Below are 16257 nucleotides of genomic sequence, written 5' to 3'. Positions count from 1 at the left end.
TTAGGCCCCAATTTTTTGTAAATTAATATAATCAACTCGTTAAAAAGGAGGTTTTTATGAACTTAGTTCAAAAAATAGAGCACTGGGGCGATGTACATCACGCTAAGTGGCTCGACTCAATCCGGATAGTTCTTGGACTTTTAATTTTAAGTAAAGGGCTAGCTTTTATCAGCGATACTGAAGCTCAGAAGGACTGGATTATTCAGAACAGTGTTTTTGGATTTTCGGGTCTGATGGCACTTGCGGTAGTCCATACGGTTGCTTTTGCCCACCTTGTAGGAGGGGTTTTAATTACACTGGGACTTGTTACCAGGTTTGCCGCGGTAATTCAGATTCCTATTCTTTTAGGAGCGGTATTTTTCGTGAATCTGACGAAAGGCTTTTCTCAACTTAATTCAGAACTTTGGTTATCGGTGCTGGTCTTGATGCTGCTTATTCTTTTCTGGATTGTAGGTTCCGGTCCATATTCAGTCGATCAGTGGTTAAAAGGTTCGAAGGGCAGATAGTTTATTTACGGAGGATTTACTGATATTATTGAATAATATTCCTGTCATATTTTCATCCAAATCCCATTTAGGGATGAAATAGCGTATTTTCGTTTCATGTCTAAAGCCATTATTATTGGTGCAGGTATTGCCGGTATTGCTGCTGCTATTCGACTTGCTATAAAAGGTCATCAGGTTGAGGTTTTTGAAGCCTCGGCTCAGACGGGCGGAAAGCTTTCAGAGATCAGGCTTGAGGCTTTTCGTTTCGATGCAGGACCGAGTTTATTTACGATGCCACAGTATGTGGATGAGCTTTTTCGTTTGGCTGGTAAAGATCCACAAGATTATTTTGCTTACGAGAAACTGGATACCATTTGTAATTATTTTTATGAAGATGGTACAAGGATTCATGCATTTGCTGATCCTGAAAAATTTTCGAATGAAATAGCAGAAAAAACCAATGATTCAGCTGATTCTGTTTTAGATTTTTTGAGTAAAAGCAGAGATATTTATGAAATTACTAATCCTGTATTCCTGCAAAGATCCCTGCATAAGCTGCAAAGTTACCTGAACATAGGGACTCTTAAGTCTCTTTTGCGTTTTCCTCAGATAGATGCTTTCCGTTCAATGAATCAAGCCAATGAGGCCAGGTTTAGGGATAGCCGAACCGTCCGACTGTTTAACCGCTATGCAACTTATAATGGTTCCAATCCCTATCAAGCCCCTGCTACACTTAATATAATTCCACATTTTGAACAGCATTTTGGCGCTTATTTCCCGCTTGGGGGAATGTATGCCATTGTCAGTTCACTTACAAAACTGGCGATTGACCTGGGGGTCAAATTTCATTTCAATTCCTATGTAGATGAGATAGAAATAAGAAATAATAAGGTTATTGGTCTTATTTGTGGGGGGCAGAGCCATCCCGCTGATCTGATCATTTCCAATATGGATGTTTGGTATACCTACACTCGTTTATTAAAGGATATCAAGGTTCCTGAACGCTTAAAAAATCAGGAACGCAGCAGTTCAGCCCTGATCTTTTACTGGGGTATAAATGCTGCCTTCGCTGAATTAGGCCTGCATAATATATTTTTTACTGAAGATTATCAGGAAGAATTCAGACAGATATGGAAGGGGAAAAGTATAGGTTCTGATCCAACAGTATATGTCCATATCAGTTCTAAAAGCAATCCGAAGGATGCTCCCGAAGGTTCCGAAAACTGGTTTACAATGATCAATGTGCCATCGGATACAGGGCAGGACTGGGATGAACTGATTCGGGTATCAAGAAAAAATATTATAGAAAAGCTTTCCAGAAATCTGGGAAGAGATATTAGTCAACTGATTAATTGTGAATCTGTTCTTGATCCAAGGGGGATTGATTCGAAGACCTTTTCATACCAGGGCTCATTGTATGGAAGCAGTTCTAACAGTCAGTTTTCTGCTTTTTTAAGGCATGCTAATTTTTCATCCGGTGTTAAGAATTTATATTTTGCAGGAGGCAGCGTACATCCCGGAGGCGGGATACCACTCGCGCTGCTCTCGGCGAAAATAGTTGACGGACTGATTAAGTAATAATTTAGATGTTCTGTCTTTAAATATTTCAGGGTTTATAAAAAATTTTATCTTTAATTATGCTTGAGCCACGCCGGAACAAAATTATTTTTCAATTCTTCTCCTGGTATATCAATAGAATTATTAAATCCGACTTTGAAGAGTTGAAATTTAATCAGACAGAGTTTGATAAAGACCAGTCAATTTTATTGCTTGCTAACCATTGTTCTTGGTGGGATGGCTTTTTGATGTTTCAGATCAACCGGCTTTATTTTAAGAAAAATTTCCATGTAATGATTACAGAAGAAAACTATAGAAAGGTTTGGTTTTTAAAGTATCTGGGTAGTTTTTCAGTAAAAAAGAATTCCCGGAGTGCAATCGAAACACTGGAATATGCCGGAAAACTGCTAAATAATCCTGAAAATCTGGTACTTATCTTTCCTCAGGGGAAACTTTATTCAGGCCATGTGGATGAAATTCAGTTTCAAAAGGGTTTAATCAATCTGATCAATAGCTCAAGCCGTAAATTCAAGTATATTTTTGCTGCCAGTTTTGTCGATTATTTTGAGCATCGCAAGGCGGTAATGACCTGTTATCTTCAGGATTGGGAGGGTGCGGAGTTTACCAGTCTGCAGCTAATTAAAAGTGCATATAATAAACATTATGAAACATCGCGGAAGAAACAAACCGCGATTCAAGTATAGGCATGATACTGATTTACCTCATCTATTTTTTTCTTATTCTTAGGTTTACAGTAACTCTGTTTAACTTCATTTCTAATCCGAAACTGACCAAGACCGGAAAAAAGTACAATGCCCTGGTTTCAATTTTGATCCCGGCAAGAGATGAAGAACGAAATATTATTGATCTGCTTGAGTCTATCCGGAATCAGGATTATCAAAATTTTGAAGTCATTGTGCTTGATGATCATTCTTCTGATCAAACCTTTAAGCTCTGCTCGGATTTCTGTGAAATTCACAAACGCTTTAAAGTAGTTAAGGGTAAAGATCTCCCCAAAGACTGGCTCGGAAAGAATTATGCTTGTTTCCAGCTTGCAGCTATGGCAAAAGGTGAATACCTGATTTTTCTTGATGCAGATGAAACGATCGCTGATGGGCTAATCAATAATTCCATTCACAGAATGAAACTAAATCAGCTCGGCCTGCTCAGTATCTTTACAGACCAGGTGACAGTTACATGGGGTGAGCGATTGGTGGTTCCGCTTATGCATTTCCTCTTGCTCAATTTGCTTCCACTCCGGCTGGTCAGGTTATCGGGGAATCCTTCTTTTTCTGCTGCGAGTGGGCAGTTTATGATGTTTGATGCGGATAATTACAAAACCAATCTCTGGCATGAACAGGTCAAAGAAAAAGTGGTGGAGGATATTGAGATAATGAGGCTGATCAAAGTCAATGGCTACAAAGCAGAGGCACTACTTGCAAACGGATACATTCATTGCCGAATGTACCGTTCATTCACAGAGGCAGTTGAAGGTTTTAGTAAAAACTTTTTTGCAGGATTTAACTATAACGTGTTTGGCCTTTTTCTTTACCTTTTTCTTGTCGTTCTAGGACCGCTAGCCATAACTTATTTTTTAGGTATCGAACTGGTCATGTTTGCATTATCTCTGATCGTTTTAAGCAGAGTAATGATTTCTTTACTTTCAGGCCAGAGTGTTTGGCGAAATCTATTATTACATCCATTTCAACTACTTTGTATGGTGTTTATTTCCGTACAATCTGCGAAAAAACATTTTACTAAAACCATCCTCTGGAAGGGAAGGATAATAAAGAGCTGAAGATGAACCGGATATTACTTTGCAGTTTGATAATCGTATTATTTCACCTCGTTGGTCTGTATGGTTTTCTGAGTCCGGCGCTTGAGGATCTTTTCATAAAACTGGTTCCCTTCCATTTATTGCTGATGCTATTGCTGATGGTTCTAACTGTAAATGAAAGATCTGCTGACCTTATAAAATTTGTTATTGGGATCTATCTGGCAGGTTTTTTTATTGAAGTGATCGGCGTCAATACCGGGAGGATCTTTGGGAATTATACCTATGGGTCCGCTTTAGGAGTAAAATTATGGGCCACCCCGCTGCTCATTGGTGTAAACTGGTTGATTCTTGTCTATTGCACCGGAGTATTTCTACAGCAGTTCAATCTTAAAAGCAGATTGTTGTTTTCTGCATTGGGTGCAGGTATATTGCTGGGAATTGATTTCCTGATTGAGCCTGTGGCCATAAGGTTTGATTACTGGTCCTGGTACGGAGGCATTATTCCGATTCAAAACTACCTGGGATGGTATATTTTTTCTTTTTTTCTATTTCTGTTTTTTTCAGGTTTGAATTTCAGAAAGGAGAATAATGCAGCAATTGTGCTTCTTTTTGCACAGTTCGGGTTTTTCCTCGCCCTTAATATGTGGGCTTTGTGATGAACATTTTCGTATTTTTGTAATAAATCCGCTGAGTTTCAGCAATTGAGTAAAAGCAATGGACTATAATCTGAAGGTAACGATTGATCAGGATTCAGGATTCTGTTTTGGAGTGGTTTATGCCATTGACATGGCTGAAGATATTCTGGCCGAAGATGGTTATCTGTATTGTTTGGGCGATATCGTGCATAATGATGAAGAAGTAAATCGTTTAAAGGCGATGGGACTTAAGATTATTTCTCATGAAGACATGCTTAATATTAAGAATGAGAAGGTGTTGATCCGGGCACATGGTGAAGCTCCAGAAACATACCGTTTGGCCCTTGAGAATAATATCACGCTGATTGATGCATCCTGTCCCGTTGTACTAAAGCTTCAGAACCGGGTTAAGAATTCCTATGATAATAATGAAAAAGTACTTCTGTTTGGTAAGCATGGGCATGCTGAAGTTATAGGATTGCAAGGCCAGACGAATAATGATGCACTTGTATTTCAGGATATATCGGAACTTGATAATGCGGATCTCCCACATAAATTCACGCTCTATAGCCAGACAACCAAAAGTACTGCGAAGTTTTACGAGATTAAGGATGAACTGATCAGACGAGGATACGATATTAAAGCGAACGATACCATTTGCAGACAGGTTTCAAGCAGGGATGAAGATCTGAGAAAGTTTGTTGTAAACTATGACCATATCGTTTTTGTGTCTGGCAAGAAGTCTTCAAATGGTAAGGTTTTATTTGACGTTTGTAAGAGTGTTAACCCAAATACTTATTTTATCTCGAGTGAGGAAGAGTTGTCCAGAGAAATGTTCAAGCCTGGAGATAAGGTTGGAATTTGTGGTGCAACTTCAACTCCATTATGGCTGATGCAGCAGATTAAGGCTGTTCTGGAAGAATATTGAGAAATTAAAATACTATGCCCAAATATCAGTCAAAAACAGGTTTAATTATTGCACTGATTGTAATCGGATTATGGGTTTTGAGTATTATAAATCTAATGACTTGGCAGGTAAATCTGCAGAATCCGGTCCTTTATTTAATGATTCTGGTTCAGATGCATTTATACACAGGGCTCTTTATCACAGCTCATGATGCAATGCATGGTACAGTAAGCTTTAATCCCACACTTAATAATTTTATTGGCCAGGTTTGTACAACATTATACGCTGGCTTTCCATTCAGCAAACTGTACGATAAACATCATAAGCATCATAAACATGTACATACCGAGCTTGACCCTGATTATCACACAGGGAACTTTGTAACCTGGTATATTAGTTTTATCAAAGAATATTTATCCTGGTGGCAGCTGTTGCTTATGGCTTTGATTTATAATGTGCTGAAGCTATGGATTGCTGAGATAAACCTAATTTTATTCTGGGTCCTGCCATCCTTGCTTAGTACACTTCAACTGTTTTATTTTGGTACCTGGCTTCCTCACCATGGGGAACATTCGAACAAACATCAGTCGGGTACCCAAAAGAAAAATCACATTCTAGCATTCTTTGCCTGTTATTTTTTTGGCTATCATTACGAACACCATGATTCGCCCGGAACTCCCTGGTGGAAGCTCTGGAAACTGAAGCACTGATCCCAAAATGTTTTTCTTAAGTCAAATACAAAGAAGCATTTTTTATAAATGATTCCTAAGACTATCTTTGCCGCTCTTTAGAAGATATATGAGCAAGCAGGGTATTTTATTGGTTAATTTGGGTACACCTGATAGTCCCTCAAATGCGAATGTTCGCAAATATCTGGATGAATTTCTGATGGATGAGCGGGTAATTGATATAAATCCCGTTTCAAGAGCATTGCTTGTTAAAGGTATTATTGTTCCTTTTCGTGGCCCTAAATCTGCTAAATTATACAGGGAGATATGGTCAGATGCTACCGGATCGCCATTAATGCATTACAGTCTGCTTCAAAGGGATCTTTTGCAGCAACGTTTAGGCGCTGATTATCAGGTCGAACTCGCTATGCGCTACCAAAGTCCTTCTATCGATAGTGCATTAAATAAATTAAAGGATGCCCAGGTCAGAAGCATCAAAGTGATACCAATGTTTCCTCATTATGCTTCTGCAAGTACCGGCTCTGTTCTTGAAAAAGTAATGGAACTGGTCAGAAAATGGCAAACAATACCCAATATCTCTTTCATTAATTCCTTTCATGATAATGAACTGATGATCGAAGCTTTTGCCGAGAATGGTAGGAAGCATAAACCTGAAACATACGATCATATTTTATTCAGTTTTCATGGATTACCCCAAAGACAACTTATTAAATCAGATCATTCACAAAAACATTGCCTCAAGGTTGAGAATTGCTGTTCCACATTGACCGAGAATAATAAATTTTGCTATTCAGCACAATGTCATGACACTGCCCGTCTGATCGCTAAAAAACTTGGCCTTACTGAAGATAAATATTCGGTTTGTTTTCAATCGCGTTTAGGTAAAGATCCATGGGTTCAGCCCTATACAAGTGTTGTTATAGAGCAATTGGCAGAAAAGGGAGTTAAAAGACTGCTTGTATTTTGTCCCGCTTTTGTTGCAGATTGCCTTGAAACAGTTTATGAAGTCACAGTTGAATATGGTGATGAATTTAAGACTCTGGGTGGTGAACATGTTCAACTGGTTGAAAGTTTGAACGACCATCCGCTTTGGATTGAGGCAATGGAAGGAATGGCAAAGTCTTAAAAATGTGGAAATAATTCTTGAGTATTAAGAAATAATTCTTAAATTGTTTATATGAAAGAAAAGAACATCAAAAATACAGCAGCCAAACCTTATACAGCTACTGATAGTCATGATTCTGCAGTTTCTGAAACAATGCTTCATTACCAGTCAATGTATGCTAATGACATTGCCCTTCTTACACATTCAAAAAATGGATTAAGTGCTAAAGCAGCCCTCGATTTTATTGCGGTTTCCGGTTTTTCATATCAGGAGTTCCAGGAAATTTTTAAAACAACTGTAAAAACTATTCAGAATTATTCCATACAAAATATGAAACTGGATGCAGCCCTAAGTGAGAAACTGCTTAAGTCTTTTGCATTGTTTAACAAAGGCTTTGCACTGTTTGGTTCTCCCAAAGCTTTTCATAATTGGCTGAACACATCAGCTTATGGGCTTGGAAATGAAATACCATATAATTTTCTGGATACCATTACTGGTATCTCCTTAATTGAAGAAGAACTTATCCGTATAGAATACGGTGACCTGGCCTAAATGCTGGTGTACAGGATAACACTGGCAAGGTATGCTCACAGTTTATTAGCATCGGGCAGAGCGGCAAGGTGGAACTCCAACGATAGGGAAATGATTTACACATCTTCGTCGCGGTCATTGGCCTGTCTTGAAAATATTGTTCACCGGAGCCAGTTAGGACTCTCTGATCATTTTCGGGTATTAAGTATCGAAATTCCCGAAAGTATTGAAATTGTTTCATTGAATATTGAACAATTACCTTACCAATGGCATGCTTTTGAAAATATGCATATTACACAAGGCCTTGGTGATCAATGGCTAAATGATGCGAATAGTGCTGTGCTGAAGGTTCCATCCTCAATTATTCAGTCAGAATTTAATTATTTATTAAATCCCCGTCATGCCGATTTTAGGCTTAACAAGCTCTTAAATGATGAGCCTTTCATATTCGATGAACGGATTAAACGTTGAGTTTAATTTGTTCAATTATCTTCCGGCTAGCACCTGTATGCTCCTGAATATAGTTTCTTGCAATATCCCCCGATTGCTTATTGGCTATAAAATACAGAAATGCATTTTCCAATTCTCCGGCATTAGAAATACTTTTGGCCCCTTCTAAAGCTACCAGTTCCACAGCCTCTTTAAATTTCAGATATTCAGGCCCAAAGATCACCGGTAACCCGAAGGCCAGAGCCTCCTGCGTGTTGTGGATTCCTTTACCAAATCCGCCACCGATATATGCCATCTTACCATACTGATATACTGAGGATAGTATTCCTATATTATCAATGATGAGTGTTTGGCGATTTCTGATTTCCGAAGATCCGGCTTCCGCTTCTGAATAAGTAATATTATCATTGAATAAGTCTTTAACCTCATTTATCCGGTTGTCACTAACCTCATGTGGGGCAATTATAAACTTCCAGTCAGGATATTTTTTTACCAGGTAATGCAATATCTTTTCATCTTCAGGCCAGGTACTCCCTGCTATAAAAATGCTTTTAACATTGCAAAATTCTTCGATTAAGGGGATTTTTTTTACAGTGAGGATATTTTCAGCCACTCTGTCGAAGCGGGTATCTCCGCTTACCGAAACATTTCTAATCTGTATGTTCTCCAAAAGCTCACGGCTACTTTCATCCTGCACAAAAATATGGCTGATCCATTTTAACATTTGCCTGTGCAAACTTCCATACCATTTAAAAAACACCTGTTCTTTCCTGAATATTCCGGAGATCACATAGAGTGGAATATTATTTTTATGTAATTCTTCAAAGTAATGATACCAGTATTCATATTTTGTAAAGATGACCATTCGCGGATTCAAGAGGCGGATAAACTCTTTGGCATTGGTACTGGTATCGGTCGGAAGGTAAAAAACATAATCAGCAAGGGCATAATTCTTCCTAACTTCATATCCCGAGGGAGAGAAAAAAGTGATTACAATAGGCAATTCCGGATTCTCGGATTTTAATAGTTCAATTACCGGTCTTCCCTGCTCAAACTCACCAAGGGAGGCAAAATGAAACCAGGTGTAGCTTATCTTTTTGTCGAGACTATTTTCAATAAATTGCAGGAGCCCTTTTCTTCCTTTGATCCAGGCTGCTGCTTTTTTATTCCCAATCGAAGCAATCCGGATGAAAAGTGTATATAAATAAATACCTGTATCGTACAAAAAAAGCATTTTGAATATAATTCTTATCTTCGTCGAAGTTAATGTTAAATCTTTTAAATAGTCTTCGTCAATAGATGAAAATAGCAGTAGTTGGTACAGGATATGTAGGCTTAGTAACTGGTACTTGTCTTGCCGAAACAGGAAATACAGTTACCTGTGTGGATATAAATGAGGAAAAGGTTAAAATGATGCAGGCATATAAATTGCCGATTTATGAGCCTGGTTTGGATGTACTTTTTCACAGAAACATAGAACAGGGCAGGTTGAAATTTACGACCATTCTTTCTGAAGCAATTCAGGATGCTCAAATAATATTTCTTGCCTTACCTACTCCTCCGGCGGGTGATGGTGCAGCAGATCTGAGTTTTGTACTCGGTGCTGCTAAAGATATCGCTAAAATCATTACCGGATATAAGGTCATTGTGACAAAATCAACGGTGCCGGTTGGCACTGCAGATATGGTGATTAAGGTATTCAATGAAAATACATCTGTTGAGGTAGATGTGGTCTCAAACCCCGAATTCTTACGAGAAGGAGTTGCTGTTGATGACTTCATGAAGCCCGACAGGGTGGTAGTCGGTACCCAAAGTCTGAGAGCACAGAAGCTGATGGCAGAGTTATACGGACCTTATGTAAGACAGGGAAATCCAATTATTTTTATGGATACCCGCTCTTCAGAACTGACAAAATACGCTGCAAATTCATTTCTGGCTACAAAAATAACCTTCATGAACGAGATTGCTAATTTATGTGAGCTTGTCGGGGCAGATGTTGATGCAGTCAGAAAGGGGATAGGTTCAGATGATCGCATAGGTAAGCGCTTTTTATTTCCAGGTGTTGGGTATGGTGGAAGTTGTTTTCCTAAAGATGTTCAGGCTTTGGGCAGATCTGCCACTGAAAATAACTATGACTTTAAGATCCTCGCATCTGTGATGGAAGTAAATGATTCCCAAAGGGTAAAGCTGGTCGAAAAAGTCAGGAGATACTATAATGGGGATATCAAAGGAAAGAAAATTGCTATTTGGGGTCTGGCCTTTAAACCTGAAACTGATGATATCCGTGAGGCTCCTGCCCTATATATTATTGAAGAACTACTGAAGGACGGCGCTTTAATTACTGCTTTTGACCCTGAAGCAATGGGCAATGTGAAAAAACAGCTTGAGAATAAAATTTCTTATGCTGATAACCAATATGATGCTTTGAAAGATGCAGATGCTTTATTGATCATCACAGAGTGGTCTGTTTTCAGGACCCCTGATTTTGACAGGATCGCCGAATTAATGAAGACTAAAATTATTTTTGACGGTCGCAACCTGTATGATCTGCAAAAGATGATCGATTGCGGTTTCTATTATAATAGTATTGGCCGAAAAACTGTCGAATAATGAATCAGCGTAAACGTATTTTAATAACAGGTGCAGCAGGTTTTCTTGGCTCCCATCTCTGCGACCGGTTTATTAAGGAGGGTTTTCATGTGATTGCGATGGATAATCTCATCACCGGAGATCTGCGCAATATAGAACATCTTTTTCCTCTGGAAAACTTCGAGTTTTATAACCACGATGTTTCAAAATTTGTATACGTGGCCGGAGAATTGGATTATATCCTGCATTTTGCCTCTCCTGCAAGCCCGATTGATTATTTAAGAATTCCTATACAAACATTGAAGGTTGGATCTCTGGGAATTCATAACTTACTTGGATTAGCACGATCCAAGAAATCAAGAATTTTAATTGCTTCAACATCAGAGGTTTATGGCGATCCTGCCGTAAATCCGCAACCAGAAGAATATTGGGGGAATGTCAATCCTGTAGGTCCCAGAGGTGTTTACGATGAAGCCAAGCGTTTTCAGGAAGCTATGACAATGGCTTATCATACATTTCATGGTTTAGAAACACGTATTGTAAGAATATTTAATACCTACGGGCCAAGGATGAGATTAAATGACGGAAGAGTATTGCCGGCATTTATCGGGCAGGCTTTGCGCGGAGAAGATCTTACCGTATTTGGTGATGGCTCGCAGACACGTTCCTTTTGTTATGTAGATGACCTCGTTGAGGGTATATACCGATTATTATTCTCTGACTACTCATTGCCTGTAAATATTGGTAATCCTGATGAGATCACCATACGTGAGTTCGGAGAGGAGATTATCAAACTGACCGGAACCAGGCAAAAAATGGTATTTAAAGATTTACCTACCGATGATCCTAGGCAACGAAGACCAGATATTACAAAAGCCAGGACAATTTTGGGCTGGGAGCCAAAGGTCAATCGTGCTAAGGGTTTGAAAATCACCTACGATTACTTTAAATCATTGCCGGAGCAAGAGATAAAACATAAGGATTTCACCTACTACAACAACAAATAATGTCAGGCAGGAAAATTTTAGTAACCGGTGGAACCGGATATATTGGCTCGCACACTGTTGTGGAATTGATTAATGCCGGTTATGATCCTGTAATTATTGATAATCTTTCGAATTCAAGTCCGAAGATTATTGATCAGATTGAGAAGATTACCGGTACAAGGCCTGAATTTTACAATTTCGATCTTTGTGATGAAAAATTAACCCGTGAATTTTTAGATGAACATCGCGATATAAGCGGATTAATACATTTCGCCGCGTTTAAAAGTGTTGGCGAGTCCGAAAGGGAACCACTCAAATATTATAAAAATAATTTCTATCCTCTTATAAACCTTCTTGATGCCTTCTCTGATCGTAAAATGGATATGGTATTTTCATCCAGTTGTACAGTTTACGGAGAGCCTGATATATTACCTGTCAACGAACTTGCTCCGGTAAAAAAGGCGGAATCCACTTATGGGAATACAAAACAAATCGCCGAAGAAATTTTAGAGGAGGTATCGGGTGTCAGTGAAAGTCTTAAAGTAATCGCCTTGCGTTATTTCAATCCGGTTGGGGCGCATGCATCTTCCCTGATTGGTGAACTGCCTATCGGTGTACCTCAAAACCTGGTTCCATTTATTACCCAGGCAGCGATAGGAAAGCGTGGTAATATCATTGTTTTTGGGGATGATTATAATACTTCCGATGGAACCTGTGTAAGGGATTACATACACGTAGTTGATCTTGCAAAAGCACATGTTGCCGCTATTAAGCAGATGGAAAACGTACAGAATAAGAAGAAATTTGATATATATAACATTGGTACCGGCAAAGGAAATTCTGTTCTGGAAGTAATTCATGCATTTGAATCTGCAAGCGGTCAGAAATTGAATTATATCATTGGGAAGCGTAGGGCCGGGGATATTGAACAGATCTATGGCGATGTGAGCAAGGCTGAAAATGAACTGTCATGGAAGGCTGAATTAGGTATTCATGAGATGATGAATTCTGCCTGGGAGTGGGAAAAGTATATCAAGCAAAATCCATTGTAAACTGGATACTATCCTAAGAAATAAGCATAGGTTTTTATAATCTGAACAAAAATAATTATCAGGGGATGAAAAAAATATTGATTACCGGGGGAGCAGGGTTCATTGGATCCCATGTAGTGAGGCGATTTGTAATCAATTATCCTGAATATCAGATTGTTAATTTAGATAAACTTACTTATGCTGGTAATCTCCTTAACCTGAAAGATATTGAGGATAGACCCAATTATAAATTTATCAAAGGGGATATTGTTGATGCCGGATTTATTGATAAAGTATTTTCAGAAGAGCAAATTGACGCAGTAATTCATCTCGCTGCTGAGTCGCATGTGGACCGATCTATCAGCAGTCCGATTGAATTTGTAATGACCAATGTAGTTGGAACCGTAACCCTTTTAAATTCTGCCCGTCATCAATGGAAAGATGATTATAAATCACATCGGTTTTACCATGTTTCAACGGACGAAGTTTATGGCAGTCTGGGTGAAGATGGCCTTTTTACCGAGACGACTGCCTACGATCCACACAGCCCATATTCTGCATCTAAAGCTAGTTCTGATCATTTTGTTAGGTCATATCATGATACTTACGGGATTGACGTAGTGATTTCAAATTGCTCCAATAATTATGGATCATTCCACTTCCCTGAGAAACTGATTCCGCTTTCAATTAATAATATTAAAAATAACAAACCTATCCCGGTTTATGGGAAAGGGGAAAATATACGTGACTGGCTGTGGGTCGAAGACCATGCCCGGGCAATTGATGTGATCTTTCATGAGGCATCCAGCAGAAGTACATATAATGTAGGCGGGCATAACGAATGGAAGAATATTGACCTTATTCGGTTGCTTTGTAAGATTATGGATGAAAAATTGGGAAGAGAGGCCGGCACATCCGCAAAACTAATTACTTATGTTACCGATCGTGCAGGGCATGATCTGCGGTATGCAATCGACTCATCAAAACTCCAGAAGGATCTCGATTGGAAACCTAGTTTACAGTTTGAAGAAGGATTGGAGAAAACGGTAGATTGGTATTTGCAAAATGAGGAATGGCTACAGAGCGTAACATCAGGAAGCTACCAGTCTTATTATGAAGACCAATACGGGAAGAGATAGTTTCCTATTGTCCTGGTTCCTGGCTCTTGGTTCATGATTCTCAGATAACACCCCATTTTCCTGGCTCCTGATTCTCTTTTAAACTATTCGTATCTCAATGACTCCACCGGATCCATTTTACTTGCCTTAATTGCAGGATAAAGTCCGGAGATGAGTCCAACCCCGATACATAAGGTTAAGCCCAGAATCGTCCAGCCCCATGGCATAATAAATGACCCGCCCATAACCATGGAGAGCAGGTTGCCGATCAGAATGCCAAGAAAAACACCGGTTATTCCTCCCATGAGACAAATAACGATTGCTTCAATAAGAAATTGACGCCTTATCACGATAGGAGTAGCTCCAATTGCCTTGCGTATACCGATTTCACGTGTGCGCTCAGTTACAGAAACAATCATGATATTCATCAGGGCAATAGCTGCACCAATTAAAGTAATTGCCCCGATCACGATACCACCAATTCTTACAAATTTTAAATTGTCGACCAGTGTTTGAGCAATGGCATCACTTTTTGTGATCTCAAAGTTGTTGTCATCGGCAATTTTAAGATTGCGGATGTTTCTGAAGAGGGAGGTGGCTTCACCGATCGCCGCATCCATTTGAGCCGGATCATCGCTCATGACCGAAATAGTATAAGATGGGTTCTGAATAGTCATTACCTGCTTGGCTCTATAAAGCGGAATTACGCAGATTTTATCACCCCCAAAACCGACGCTTGACCCTTTGGCTGCAAAAATGCCTATGATTCGGAATTTGTTATTTCCAATACTGATTGTTCTATTGATGGGGTCGACGTTTGGGAAGAGGCGTGTTTTGATTTCATCCCCAATAATCACCACACTGGTGCCGAATTCTAGCTCCGACTGTGAGAAATTTCGTCCTGCAGCCAGTTTATAGCCTGCAGATTGAATATAATTTTCATCCGCTCCAAGTACTGAGATATTTGGATTGGTCTTTTCATTACCATATTTCACAGTACCTCCGAATGAGGCAAATACATTTACAGAAATCATTGCAGGAAAAGCAAAGCTGCTTTTGAATTCTGTCGCCTGTCTGTAATCTATTGATTTGTAACGTTTTGGTCTTTGTCCGCCACCTCCAATACGAATCCCGATACCCCGGTTTCTGATTGTAAATGAATTGGCTCCCATGCTTGAGAATGTATTATTCAGGGAACCTTCAATGGCATCAATGGAAGTTAAAATGCCAACCAAAGCGGTTAAACCTATGGCAATGATAATAGCGGTTAAAAACGTCCGTAGCTTGTTTCCCTTAACGGATTGCATCGCCACTTTGACATTTTCCGAATAACTCATTTTTGTTGCCATAGTATAAATATAAAAAGTCCTGCTGGTTTGATAGCAGGACTTCATAAAATGTTACAAAATTTTTGTTAAACTGAGAATGATGTGCCGCAACCACAGGTACTGCTGGCATTTGGATTACTAAAAGTGAAGCCACGGGCATTTAATCCATCTTTGAAATCTACTTCCATACCCGCCAGGTATAATCCGTGAGCTTTATGCATAAAAACCCTGATTCCATCAATAAAATACTCCTGATCACCATCTTTCTGCTGATCAAATCCGAGTACATAGTTCATTCCGGCACATCCACCACCTTCAACACCTAAGCGTAATCCGTATTCTTCACCTAATTCCTGTTGTTGAATGAGTTTTATAATTTCTTTTTTAGCACCATCCGTCAAAGTGACCGGCGCAATAAGATTTGCAGTTTCTGTACTCATAATTCTTTTAAAATCTTATCACAAATATACGTGAAATTGCTCACTTTTGTTTTAACTGCAGGCATTTTGACTATCTGTTAACAATTGCATAAACATGAATGAAACTGAATTTATACTTGATATACTGAAATATGCCCTTGCCGGACTGATCGTGTTCTTCACTGGATGGTTCATTATAAAGAACTACCTGAGTGAAAAACTTAATTTTCAGCGAATGGAACTTAAAAGGGCCGGACTTAAACACACCCTGCCACTCAGACTTCAGGCTTATGAGAGGACCGTTTTATTTCTTGAAAGAGTAAATCCTTCTAATATGTTGATTCGGCTGCATACACCAGGTATGAGTGCCCGCGAAATGCAGGGTTTAATCATTTCAGATATTCGGGCTGAATATCAGCACAATATTTCGCAGCAGATCTATGTCAGCGACCGGGCATGGGTAACAGTCAAACAGGTAAAGGAAGATACAATCAGTATGATTAACAGCGCAGTGAGTGCATTACCTGAAAATGCTTCTTCAATCGATTTAAGCAGGGCAGTCCTTAGTCATTTGGCGAATCTGGAAACTGAAAACCCCTATGATCTGGCATTAAGCATTGTGAAGGGGGATATGCAGTCTTTATTTTAAT

General features: G+C 39.1%; 18 protein-coding genes. 15 read left to right on the top strand and 3 right to left on the bottom strand.

Translation table 11 applies throughout. The annotated features are described in order from the left end of the window. Positions 1-56: 56 nt before the first annotated feature. From Q8M41_RS17245 to Q8M41_RS17200, 10 genes are all read left to right on the top strand, one after another. Entirely contained in the window at positions 57-506 is a 450-nt protein-coding gene (locus Q8M41_RS17245; RefSeq protein ID WP_305366547.1) for a DoxX family protein, read from the top strand. 96 nt (positions 507-602) lie between these two features. Continuing rightward, positions 603-2063, top strand: a complete 1461-nt coding sequence (gene crtD / locus Q8M41_RS17240; protein ID WP_305366546.1) for a 1-hydroxycarotenoid 3,4-desaturase CrtD — start codon at positions 603-605, stop codon at positions 2061-2063. Positions 2064-2122: 59 nt separating this feature from the next. Beyond that, entirely contained in the window at positions 2123-2746 is a 624-nt protein-coding gene (locus tag Q8M41_RS17235; RefSeq protein WP_305366545.1) for a lysophospholipid acyltransferase family protein, read from the top strand. Positions 2747-2748: 2 nt separating this feature from the next. Then, positions 2749-3840, top strand: a complete 1092-nt coding sequence (locus Q8M41_RS17230) for a glycosyltransferase family 2 protein (RefSeq protein ID WP_305366544.1) — start codon at positions 2749-2751, stop codon at positions 3838-3840. Between the two features lie 2 nt (positions 3841-3842). Continuing rightward, on the top strand, positions 3843-4475 hold the full coding sequence (locus Q8M41_RS17225; RefSeq protein WP_305366543.1) for a carotenoid biosynthesis protein: 633 nt from the start codon (positions 3843-3845) through the stop codon (positions 4473-4475). 58 nt (positions 4476-4533) lie between these two features. Continuing rightward, a complete protein-coding gene (locus tag Q8M41_RS17220; protein ID WP_305366542.1) occupies positions 4534-5382 on the top strand; it encodes a 4-hydroxy-3-methylbut-2-enyl diphosphate reductase in 849 nt (282 codons plus the stop codon). Between the two features lie 14 nt (positions 5383-5396). After that, entirely contained in the window at positions 5397-6071 is a 675-nt protein-coding gene (locus Q8M41_RS17215) for a fatty acid desaturase (RefSeq protein WP_305366541.1), read from the top strand. A gap of 88 nt (positions 6072-6159) precedes the next feature. Next, positions 6160-7176 (top strand): ferrochelatase, encoded by a 1017-nt coding sequence (gene hemH, locus Q8M41_RS17210; RefSeq protein WP_305366540.1) that lies wholly within the window; start codon positions 6160-6162, stop codon positions 7174-7176. Between the two features lie 51 nt (positions 7177-7227). Next, positions 7228-7707 carry an MbcA/ParS/Xre antitoxin family protein gene (locus Q8M41_RS17205; protein ID WP_305366539.1) on the top strand — a complete coding sequence of 160 codons (480 nt, stop codon included), beginning with the start codon at positions 7228-7230 and terminating at the stop codon, positions 7705-7707. Continuing rightward, complete coding sequence (locus Q8M41_RS17200; protein WP_305366538.1) at positions 7708-8157, top strand: RES family NAD+ phosphorylase; 450 nt, start codon at positions 7708-7710, stop codon at positions 8155-8157. Here the strand turns inward: Q8M41_RS17200 and Q8M41_RS17195 are convergent. Next, positions 8147-9370, bottom strand: a complete 1224-nt coding sequence (locus tag Q8M41_RS17195) for a 3-deoxy-D-manno-octulosonic acid transferase (protein ID WP_305366537.1) — start codon at positions 9368-9370, stop codon at positions 8147-8149. The two genes, Q8M41_RS17200 and Q8M41_RS17195, sit on opposite strands and share 11 nt — an antisense overlap. A gap of 65 nt (positions 9371-9435) precedes the next feature. Between Q8M41_RS17195 and Q8M41_RS17190 the strand changes: the two genes are divergently transcribed. From Q8M41_RS17190 to rfbB, 4 genes are all read left to right on the top strand, one after another. After that, positions 9436-10746 carry a UDP-glucose/GDP-mannose dehydrogenase family protein gene (locus Q8M41_RS17190; protein WP_305366536.1) on the top strand — a complete coding sequence of 437 codons (1311 nt, stop codon included), beginning with the start codon at positions 9436-9438 and terminating at the stop codon, positions 10744-10746. Further along, a complete protein-coding gene (locus tag Q8M41_RS17185) occupies positions 10746-11732 on the top strand; it encodes a UDP-glucuronic acid decarboxylase family protein (RefSeq protein WP_305366535.1) in 987 nt (328 codons plus the stop codon). Before Q8M41_RS17190 ends, Q8M41_RS17185 begins: the two co-directional genes overlap by 1 nt. Beyond that, positions 11732-12763: a UDP-glucose 4-epimerase GalE gene (gene galE / locus Q8M41_RS17180; RefSeq protein ID WP_305366534.1), complete on the top strand. Its 1032-nt coding sequence runs from the start codon at positions 11732-11734 to the stop codon at positions 12761-12763. The genes Q8M41_RS17185 and galE overlap by 1 nt, the downstream gene beginning before the upstream one ends. Before the next feature lie 65 nt (positions 12764-12828). Beyond that, the gene (gene rfbB / locus Q8M41_RS17175; protein WP_305366533.1) at positions 12829-13881 is read left to right on the top strand and encodes a dTDP-glucose 4,6-dehydratase; all 1053 of its coding nucleotides are present in this window, start codon (positions 12829-12831) and stop codon (positions 13879-13881) included. Between the two features lie 83 nt (positions 13882-13964). Here rfbB and Q8M41_RS17170 read toward each other — a convergent pair whose 3' ends face one another. Continuing rightward, complete coding sequence (locus tag Q8M41_RS17170; protein ID WP_305366659.1) at positions 13965-15197, bottom strand: ABC transporter permease; 1233 nt, start codon at positions 15195-15197, stop codon at positions 13965-13967. Between the two features lie 77 nt (positions 15198-15274). Continuing rightward, positions 15275-15628 carry an iron-sulfur cluster assembly accessory protein gene (locus tag Q8M41_RS17165; RefSeq protein ID WP_305366532.1) on the bottom strand — a complete coding sequence of 118 codons (354 nt, stop codon included), beginning with the start codon at positions 15626-15628 and terminating at the stop codon, positions 15275-15277. 94 nt (positions 15629-15722) lie between these two features. On the opposite strand from Q8M41_RS17165, the gene Q8M41_RS17160 reads away from it, so the two are divergent. After that, positions 15723-16256, top strand: coding sequence for a hypothetical protein (locus Q8M41_RS17160; protein WP_305366531.1), 534 nt, complete (start codon positions 15723-15725; stop codon positions 16254-16256). Position 16257: the final 1 nt, after the last annotated feature.

This window comes from Daejeonella sp. (assembly GCF_030684675.1).
Lineage (GTDB): Bacteria > Bacteroidota > Bacteroidia > Sphingobacteriales > Sphingobacteriaceae > Daejeonella.
The sequence above is the reverse complement of the archived record's forward strand: the minus strand, read 5'-3'. Positions and strand labels throughout refer to the sequence as shown.

What these genes read in the sequence shown, in the direction of transcription:
- rfbB (WP_305366533.1), top strand. Translation starts at nt 12,829, where the DNA reads ATGAAAAAAATATTGATTACCGGGGGAGCAGGGTTCATTGGATCCCAT.
- Q8M41_RS17160 (WP_305366531.1), top strand. Translation starts at nt 15,723, where the DNA reads ATGAATGAAACTGAATTTATACTTGATATACTGAAATATGCCCTTGCC.
- Q8M41_RS17195 (WP_305366537.1), bottom strand. Translation starts at nt 9,370, where the DNA reads ATGCTTTTTTTGTACGATACAGGTATTTATTTATATACACTTTTCATC.
- Q8M41_RS17220 (WP_305366542.1), top strand. Translation starts at nt 4,534, where the DNA reads ATGGACTATAATCTGAAGGTAACGATTGATCAGGATTCAGGATTCTGT.
- Q8M41_RS17245 (WP_305366547.1), top strand. Translation starts at nt 57, where the DNA reads ATGAACTTAGTTCAAAAAATAGAGCACTGGGGCGATGTACATCACGCT.
- galE (WP_305366534.1), top strand. Translation starts at nt 11,732, where the DNA reads ATGTCAGGCAGGAAAATTTTAGTAACCGGTGGAACCGGATATATTGGC.
- Q8M41_RS17205 (WP_305366539.1), top strand. Translation starts at nt 7,228, where the DNA reads ATGAAAGAAAAGAACATCAAAAATACAGCAGCCAAACCTTATACAGCT.
- Q8M41_RS17190 (WP_305366536.1), top strand. Translation starts at nt 9,436, where the DNA reads ATGAAAATAGCAGTAGTTGGTACAGGATATGTAGGCTTAGTAACTGGT.
- Q8M41_RS17235 (WP_305366545.1), top strand. Translation starts at nt 2,123, where the DNA reads ATGCTTGAGCCACGCCGGAACAAAATTATTTTTCAATTCTTCTCCTGG.
- Q8M41_RS17230 (WP_305366544.1), top strand. Translation starts at nt 2,749, where the DNA reads ATGATACTGATTTACCTCATCTATTTTTTTCTTATTCTTAGGTTTACA.
- Q8M41_RS17200 (WP_305366538.1), top strand. Translation starts at nt 7,708, where the DNA reads ATGCTGGTGTACAGGATAACACTGGCAAGGTATGCTCACAGTTTATTA.
- Q8M41_RS17165 (WP_305366532.1), bottom strand. Translation starts at nt 15,628, where the DNA reads ATGAGTACAGAAACTGCAAATCTTATTGCGCCGGTCACTTTGACGGAT.
- crtD (WP_305366546.1), top strand. Translation starts at nt 603, where the DNA reads ATGTCTAAAGCCATTATTATTGGTGCAGGTATTGCCGGTATTGCTGCT.
- Q8M41_RS17185 (WP_305366535.1), top strand. Translation starts at nt 10,746, where the DNA reads ATGAATCAGCGTAAACGTATTTTAATAACAGGTGCAGCAGGTTTTCTT.
- hemH (WP_305366540.1), top strand. Translation starts at nt 6,160, where the DNA reads ATGAGCAAGCAGGGTATTTTATTGGTTAATTTGGGTACACCTGATAGT.
- Q8M41_RS17170 (WP_305366659.1), bottom strand. Translation starts at nt 15,197, where the DNA reads ATGAGTTATTCGGAAAATGTCAAAGTGGCGATGCAATCCGTTAAGGGA.
- Q8M41_RS17225 (WP_305366543.1), top strand. Translation starts at nt 3,843, where the DNA reads ATGAACCGGATATTACTTTGCAGTTTGATAATCGTATTATTTCACCTC.
- Q8M41_RS17215 (WP_305366541.1), top strand. Translation starts at nt 5,397, where the DNA reads ATGCCCAAATATCAGTCAAAAACAGGTTTAATTATTGCACTGATTGTA.